This window comes from Bacillaceae bacterium S4-13-56 (genome assembly GCA_040191315.1).
Lineage (GTDB): Bacteria > Bacillota > Bacilli > Bacillales > JAWJLM01 > JAWJLM01.
In genome coordinates this window covers 46794-53710 of the sequence record JAWJLM010000031.1, presented here as the reverse complement: position 1 = coordinate 53710, position 6917 = coordinate 46794, and the positions used below count along the sequence as shown (strand labels likewise).

Here is a 6917-nt window from a genome sequence, read left to right as displayed (position 1 = left end):
TCCAATATGTTCTTTACACTTTCTTTGTACATTCTTCCCGAATTTATGTAGTTCGTATTCAGAAAATCCATAGAGCGAACGAATATCTGACAGTTGCTGATCCCGTTCTTTAGTTTTAGGTTCTTTAAGGAGTTGACGATATTTTTTATCCGACTTCACGACTTTGTTTCTCTTTAAGGCTTCCCCTAGGCAAGAATTATAGACTTGTCTAGCGATTTTAAACTTCTTTTCCAATCGGTGTTGTTGCCAAGGTTGGATATAGAGTGGAAGTTCAATGGTATAAGTAGGGGTTGTCCTTTCTAACTTCTTTTCTTTTGATTTTCAACATATCTTTTTATGGTTTCGGAAGAAACATTCCCTGCAGTGGACACAAAAAATGAACGCGTCCATAGGCTAGTCAAGTGCTGAAGGTGCGGGAACTCCTCTCTTATTTTTTTAGAAGTGAATCCTTTCATTTTAGCCATGATCTCTGAAGGACTTCGTTTTGGGGGCGCGTATAAAAAATATGGGCATGGTCCTTTTCGCATTCGATAGCCACAAATGTGTAAAAAAAATGAAATCTTCAAATACTTAAAGCACCACAAACCATCAGTTTGACATGTGGTACTCCGTATTTGACCTCACTCTCCTCAAGGAGTGGGCTTTCTCGTTTGGAAAATCTGTAAAAAAAGCTAGAGTTCTCTCTAGCTTTCTTTGTTTAACCATATGTTAATTACTACTTACTAAAATGTTCATTCATTATGTCATCGATTCCTTGGATTGCATCCTTCTCGTCTGATCCGTCGGCAATAACCTTTACAGTTGCACCTTTAGGAATGCCTAATGACATAACACCCATTATGGATTTAAGGTTTACTTTTTTACCATTATATTCTAATTCCAATTCTGATTGGTATCTACCAGCTTTATTAACCAAAAGAGTTGCCGGTCTAGCGTGAATTCCAGTATCACTTAAAATCGTATATACTCGTTCTTCCATTGGATTCATTCCTTTCCCATACTTTCAATTGTATCATACCTTATATTACATATCTTTTCCACTTTAAACTACAAATATGAAGGGTGGACAAGGTGCATCTTACCAAAAAGAAAAAGCCGAAAAATCGGCTTAAAAACGCAAATTTTTATTAGCGTAGACTCCATCTAGCCATGCTTCAATTTGATAAAGACGATTTTTGACTTCTAGTTGTTTCACATGATCACTGTAGTCATTCAAAGCCGAAATAAGAGCAGTGCGCTCATCCTCTAACCCTTTTAACCATACATCCAATTCTTGAACCTTTTTACTTTCCATCATAATCCCCCCCTAAGTTTATTTTAAACGCTTTCATACCTGTGAGAGCGTAATTTTTTCGAATTTTTTGTGAAAGTTAATCCTTTTTTACTGATTTGTTTTCTAGAAACCGATATGATACGTTATTAAGGTAGGAAATTAATGAGGAGGAAATAAAATGAGTGTGCATATCGGAGCAAAAAATGGAGAAATTGCTGACAAAATATTGTTACCAGGCGATCCGCTACGCGCTAAATATATAGCCGAAAATTTTCTAGAAAGCCCAACCTTATACAACGAAGTTCGCGGAATGTATGGTTATACAGGAACTTATAAAGGAGAAAGAATTTCTGTACAAGGGACAGGAATGGGTGCCCCTTCCATTTCAATTTATGTGAATGAACTCATTCAGAGCTATGATGTCAAAACATTAATTCGTGTTGGATCTTGTGGAGCTATACAGAAAGATGTCAAAGTGAGAGATGTAGTACTTGCCATGACTTCTACGACAGATTCCCAGATTAATCGTATGGTGTTTGGTGGTATTGATTATGCACCTACTGCTCATTTTGGTCTCTTGAAAAATGCATATGACTCAGCTATCGAAAAAAACCTTTCTGTTAAAGTGGGCAATGTTTTTACTAGCGATTCTTTTTATCGAGATAACCCAGAGATTTTTGCTTTGCTTGCAAAATATCAAGTACTAGCTGTTGAGATGGAAACTACTGCGCTTTACACAATTGCAGCTAAATATGATCGGAATGCTCTATCTGTTTTAACTGTAAGTGACCACATTCTTACTGGGGAAGAGACTACAGCTAAAGAGAGAGAAACTACTTTTAATGATATGATTGAAATTGCATTAGATGCAGCATTAAAACAACAATCATCTATCTAACGGTAGATGTTTTTTTGTCCCGCATGAATGATCAGTAATACCTCCCATCTCAAGTCTTTAAGGAAGCGAAAAGAGTAGGTGGGGGGTATTACAGTCCGTAAATGTCCGATTGGTCCAAAGAGCTTTAGGTCATACCCTTGGGTGCTAACAATCAGTGAGGGATGGCCACTGATTGAAGTCTCTTTATTTTTATTGTTAACCAATATATTTAAATAGTTGACAATAAAGACCCTCCTCGTATAGGATATTGTTTAAAGGGGTGGGGGAAATGGAGAAACTTAGAACAATTGATTTAACCTATGGGGCTGTTTTTATCGGATTAATGGCAATCGGTGCAAATATTTCAACATGGTTACCTTTTTTAAGTGTTCCTATTGGTGGAACCATGGTTCCGGTATCCTTGCAAACATTTTTCGCTATTTTAGCAGGTCTTCTGCTTGGTAGTAGGCTTGGAGCTTTTTCTATGCTTGCTTATTTGTTGGTAGGTGTTGCTGGTGTCCCGGTCTTTGCTCAAATGAAAAGTGGCTTATTTGAAATCGTTGGTAACACAGGAGGGTTCTTGATTTCCTTCGTGTTCGTTGCATGGATTGCTGGAAAAGTTGTAGAGTGGAGAAAAAATGAAGAAAAGTCAACCTTATTCCTTGCTTCATTTGCAGGATTAATTATGAATTACGGCATTGGAACGAATTTTATGTACATAGCCTTAAATACTTGGTTGGATGTAAACATATCTTTTTCTGCAGCTTGGATAGGTATGGGGCCCTTTTTTGTAAAAGACTTTGCACTTGCTATTTTGATTGCAGCATTTTTACCAAGTTTTATTACAAGACTTCGACAAGCAACATCATTACCACAATTTTATACGAAAGCAAGTTAAGACCGGGCTATAATCGCCCGGTCTTCTTGTTCTATTAACTGATTTCCTCTTCCCGTTAGAGACTATTCGTCCGTACACACTTTATATTTACCAATTTTCTCTCTTCACAGGCAATTATTCGTTAATAGAGGTACCCTATCTTGAGAAATGCTTATTTCTGTCCTTTTAAAATATAAGCTGCCAACGATTTAACCATGACACCTGTTGGGCCTTTTGGACCTAAATCATATTCTTTATCTGACGTGGAAGTCCCTGCAATATCTAAATGAATCCAAGGAGTGTTTTCAGCAAATTCAGCAAGAAATGACCCTGCCATGATTGGATGGGCTTTCCTTCCTGGTGAATTATTCAAATCTGCTAACTCACTTCCCCGAACTTTTTCTTGATATACAGGTAGGTATGGCAATTGCCAAATGGGCTCATCCGTCCATTTAGTAATTTCTTCAAAGGACTGATAGTACTCTTGATCATTCGTCATGGCCCCTGTTATCCAATCCCCTAAGGCTACAATGACTCCGCCTGTTAGTGTTGCCACATCAATCAACCTACTTGCCCCATGATGTTTTGCATAAGTGATGGCATCTGCTAAAGCAAGCCTTCCTTCAGCATCAGTGTTTAACACTTCAATTGTCTTTCCGCTGAAAGAGGTAATCACATCATCCGGCTTAAATGCAGAACCACTAATCATGTTATCGGTTGAAGGTATAACCGCGACTACATTTTCCTTTGGCTTTAATCTTCCTATAATCTCCATAGCCCCCAATACGGAAGCTGCTCCTCCCATATCGCTCTTCATGCCAACGATACCTTCCTTACTTTTGAGAGAATAACCACCAGTGTCAAAGGTGATTCCTTTCCCTACTAATCCAAGGACGTCCTCCCATTTTTCCTTTCCTTGGTACTTTAGAACAATCATTTTAGGAGGCTCTACAGACCCTTGGTTGACAGCTAACAACGCCCCCATTCCTAAACGTTCTAAATCTTCCTTTTCTAAAATTTCAATGCCTAGTCCTAGATCATGAGCAAGGTGTTCCGCAAAATGGGCCAAATCGGTTGCAGTAAGGAGATTACCAGGAAGTTGTACTAAGTATCTTGCTGTATTAATTCCATCAGCATAAGTATGCCCTTCATCAAGTGCCTTTTGAATAGGCTTATCTGTAATTACAGAAATTGATTCAAAGCCAAAGGGTGGTTTTGAATTATTGGTTTTATAATTGGGGAAGTCATAAATAGCTGTTAATGTAGCTTCAGCAAAGAGTGTAGACACTTCTTCCTCTGAAAATTGGTCACTGACAAAACTATCCAAAACAAAAGAAAACTGCGTAATACGATCCTTTTTTAATTCCTTGGCTAAATGTCCAATTGCCTTTATGTAAGATGATCTTGTTAGCTCTTTTTTCTTCCCTAGTCCTAATACATAAATTCTTTTTGGTTCAATTCGACCAAGGGTGTATACTTTGGTAACTGCCTTATAATCATTCGACAAATCTCCATGCTTCACATACTCATCTAATACTTCTCCTAATGCAGAATTAATTTCTTGATACACTTTTTGTTGATGGCGATTTTCATGGTAGAGCCCGATAACAATGGCTTGGGTTGAATCAAAAAGTTGCTCTTTTGGTTTAACTGTAAACATGAAGACCCTCCTCGTAATGAAAAATTGGAAAAGCGTTCCTTGTGCTAGACCCTTTTAACGTATGTTATAATGTTGAAAAAGAATTACTACTTGAATGTTGAAGTGGCAGTAAAACGTAGAATCTTACACGTCGGTATAACTCTATGATAATGGAAATAGGATTTAAATTACAAATGTGGACACTTAGCAACATAATTTAGCTTTATATTTTAGAGAGGATGTTATCAATTTCATGGAGCTTTTTGAAAATATCCCGCTGTTGGCAGCTTTATTTGCCATCGTTTTTGCACAAGTTGTCAAAATTCCTATTCACTTTTTTACATCAAAACAATTCAAACCTGGATTAGCTTTTAGTACAGGGGGAATGCCTAGTAGTCATTCGGCAGCTGTTACTGCATTAACAACTTCCATTGGATTTGAAAATGGTGTGGATTCACCATTGTTTGCGGTTTCCACTATATTTGCAATTATTGTTATGTTTGATGCAACTGGAGTACGAAGGCATGCAGGAGAGCAAGCCATAGTAATTAACAGGTTAGTAAAAGACTTCCAACACTTTGTCGAGGAAGCTAAAATATGGAACCAAAAAAAGGAATATGAAAAACGACAAGAGTTAAAAGAATTATTGGGTCATCAGCCTATAGAAGTGTTCTTTGGAGGTATTACTGGCATCCTTTTGGCATTGATTATGTATTCCATTTAAAAAACCATCCCAGTTTGGATGGTTTTTTAGCTTTCTCTTATTTGTTCTCTAAACACTTGTAATGACTCTGTTTCATTTAATGTTTGTAAATCATCTTCTGTAAGAATTCCATTTCCTTTTTTCACTATATACACAGTCGTACGTTTTTTGCCCCATTTATCATAGACATCCTCTACCGTGTCATAGTAAAGATCGATTTTATCCCCCTTAATAGCCGAACCTTTGTCAGCTACAACTCCATATCCGTAACCAGGAATATAAAGGATTGTACCAATTGGGAATACAGATAGGTCTGCCGCTATTGTAGAATATAAATCTCTCTTAACTCTCACGCCAGAATAAGTAATTCCATATTCTGGGTGTCCTTTGCTTTTTCCCGTAGATTCTATGCCAGCTGTATAACCAGTTGCAACAACAGATGTTTTTGGATATTTTGTAAAATCAATGGCATCCTCTATAGATTCTGGCTCTTCTACTTTTTCACTAGAAATATATCTTTTCATAGCATGAATATTATTATATTTCTGCTTCTTGAATGCTAAATCTCTATTGTAATTTTGTGTCAATACTTCATAAGCACCGATCTGATCTCTCTGATTTTCAAACCAAAACTTTAAATCTTCCCCAGCTACGTTTGAAATAGAAGTATAGGTCGAGAATAAAGCAGCAAAAAATAACGCCGTGAAAAAGCAATGTTTACCCAGTGATTTTACCACTTTCATCTTAACACCTCTTTCCATGTCATCCTTTCCAAAATTTGATTTTTTTATACATTTGGAAATTCAAGGAAAAAGGTGTTCGGAAAAATCAGCTTATCTTCAAGTCCTAATAGCAAAAGCCTTAGTTACACTTATGCAGATAGGAAAGTGCAAGCGCCCTTGATCATCGACGTAAGGCGGTGAGGCCCACAGGATGTGGGTCACGTAGGCGTTGCCACACGATGTGGCGGTTTTAGCCTACGATCCTCCGAGATAAAGGAAACACGGTTCACGAGGGCTCGCATCCTGCGAGTCAGTTCGGTGTTGCGACAAATGTTTTCGGTGGGCCGAGTAATCGGATGTCGCGTTTTTAACCGAACCTCCTTCATCGATGTTGACTTATCGATGGAGAGGAGGGAACCGTCTCTAGTCGATAGGGCGCTGGAGCTAGACAAATTTTATACTTTCTCCTATCTTGAAAAAAAAACTCGCCCTAGGGCGAGTGCTAAAACATTTGATATCCTTGTTTTCTTAGGAATTTTATGACGAATCCTGATATGATGGTACCTGCTAATCCAGATGAAAGAATAAAAACATCTGCTGCTTTCAAGTTTATGACGTGATCCCACAAATCCGAAAAAGCATACAATGTATCTGTAAAATAAGAAGAAACAGGTACGGTATCAATTATGAAAATAAGAATGATTGGAAAAAAAATAGCCATTAGCCATGTCTTCCTTAGTAACATGTTTAAAATAAAAGATATTCCAAAAAACAAAACAAAAAATAAGAGCATCGAAACAATTAATCTCGGTAGTATCAATGATTT

General features: G+C 37.4%; 8 protein-coding genes and 1 pseudogene. 3 read left to right on the top strand and 6 right to left on the bottom strand.

What is annotated here, in order from left to right; translation table 11 throughout:
• Positions 1–299: 299 nt before the first annotated feature.
• From tnpA to RZN25_09990, 3 genes and pseudogenes are all read right to left on the bottom strand, one after another.
• Positions 300–538: pseudogene (gene tnpA, locus RZN25_10000) on the bottom strand (IS200/IS605 family transposase).
• 177 nt (positions 539–715) lie between these two features.
• Entirely contained in the window at positions 716–979 is a 264-nt protein-coding gene (locus RZN25_09995) for a phosphocarrier protein HPr (protein MEQ6377152.1), read from the bottom strand.
• Between the two features lie 129 nt (positions 980–1108).
• Entirely contained in the window at positions 1109–1294 is a 186-nt protein-coding gene (locus RZN25_09990; protein ID MEQ6377151.1) for a hypothetical protein, read from the bottom strand.
• A gap of 157 nt (positions 1295–1451) precedes the next feature.
• Here RZN25_09990 and deoD point away from each other — a divergent pair, with 157 nt between their 5' ends.
• Both deoD and RZN25_09980 read left to right on the top strand, forming a co-directional pair.
• A complete protein-coding gene (gene deoD, locus RZN25_09985) occupies positions 1452–2171 on the top strand; it encodes a purine-nucleoside phosphorylase (GenBank protein ID MEQ6377150.1) in 720 nt (239 codons plus the stop codon).
• Positions 2172–2439: 268 nt separating this feature from the next.
• Positions 2440–3048, top strand: coding sequence for a biotin transporter BioY (locus RZN25_09980; protein MEQ6377149.1), 609 nt, complete (start codon positions 2440–2442; stop codon positions 3046–3048).
• A gap of 151 nt (positions 3049–3199) precedes the next feature.
• Here RZN25_09980 and RZN25_09975 read toward each other — a convergent pair whose 3' ends face one another.
• Positions 3200–4687, bottom strand: coding sequence for a leucyl aminopeptidase (locus RZN25_09975; protein ID MEQ6377148.1), 1488 nt, complete (start codon positions 4685–4687; stop codon positions 3200–3202).
• A 232-nt stretch (positions 4688–4919) separates the two neighbouring features.
• Here RZN25_09975 and RZN25_09970 point away from each other — a divergent pair, with 232 nt between their 5' ends.
• Positions 4920–5390, top strand: a complete 471-nt coding sequence (locus RZN25_09970; protein ID MEQ6377147.1) for a divergent PAP2 family protein — start codon at positions 4920–4922, stop codon at positions 5388–5390.
• A 26-nt stretch (positions 5391–5416) separates the two neighbouring features.
• On the opposite strand, the gene RZN25_09965 is transcribed toward RZN25_09970, so the two are convergent.
• Entirely contained in the window at positions 5417–6112 is a 696-nt protein-coding gene (locus tag RZN25_09965; protein MEQ6377146.1) for a 3D domain-containing protein, read from the bottom strand.
• A 481-nt stretch (positions 6113–6593) separates the two neighbouring features.
• A complete protein-coding gene (locus tag RZN25_09960) occupies positions 6594–6884 on the bottom strand; it encodes a YuiB family protein (GenBank protein ID MEQ6377145.1) in 291 nt (96 codons plus the stop codon).
• Between the last annotated feature and the right edge of the window lie 33 nt (positions 6885–6917).

Excerpts from the sequence above, each read along its gene's own strand:
- RZN25_09995 (MEQ6377152.1), bottom strand. The coding sequence starts at position 979 with ATGGAAGAACGAGTATATACGATTTTAAGTGATACTGGAATTCACGCT.
- RZN25_09990 (MEQ6377151.1), bottom strand. The coding sequence starts at position 1,294 with ATGGAAAGTAAAAAGGTTCAAGAATTGGATGTATGGTTAAAAGGGTTA.
- deoD (MEQ6377150.1), top strand. The coding sequence starts at position 1,452 with ATGAGTGTGCATATCGGAGCAAAAAATGGAGAAATTGCTGACAAAATA.
- RZN25_09980 (MEQ6377149.1), top strand. The coding sequence starts at position 2,440 with ATGGAGAAACTTAGAACAATTGATTTAACCTATGGGGCTGTTTTTATC.
- RZN25_09975 (MEQ6377148.1), bottom strand. The coding sequence starts at position 4,687 with ATGTTTACAGTTAAACCAAAAGAGCAACTTTTTGATTCAACCCAAGCC.
- RZN25_09970 (MEQ6377147.1), top strand. The coding sequence starts at position 4,920 with ATGGAGCTTTTTGAAAATATCCCGCTGTTGGCAGCTTTATTTGCCATC.
- RZN25_09965 (MEQ6377146.1), bottom strand. The coding sequence starts at position 6,112 with ATGAAAGTGGTAAAATCACTGGGTAAACATTGCTTTTTCACGGCGTTA.
- RZN25_09960 (MEQ6377145.1), bottom strand. The coding sequence starts at position 6,884 with ATGCTCTTATTTTTTGTTTTGTTTTTTGGAATATCTTTTATTTTAAAC.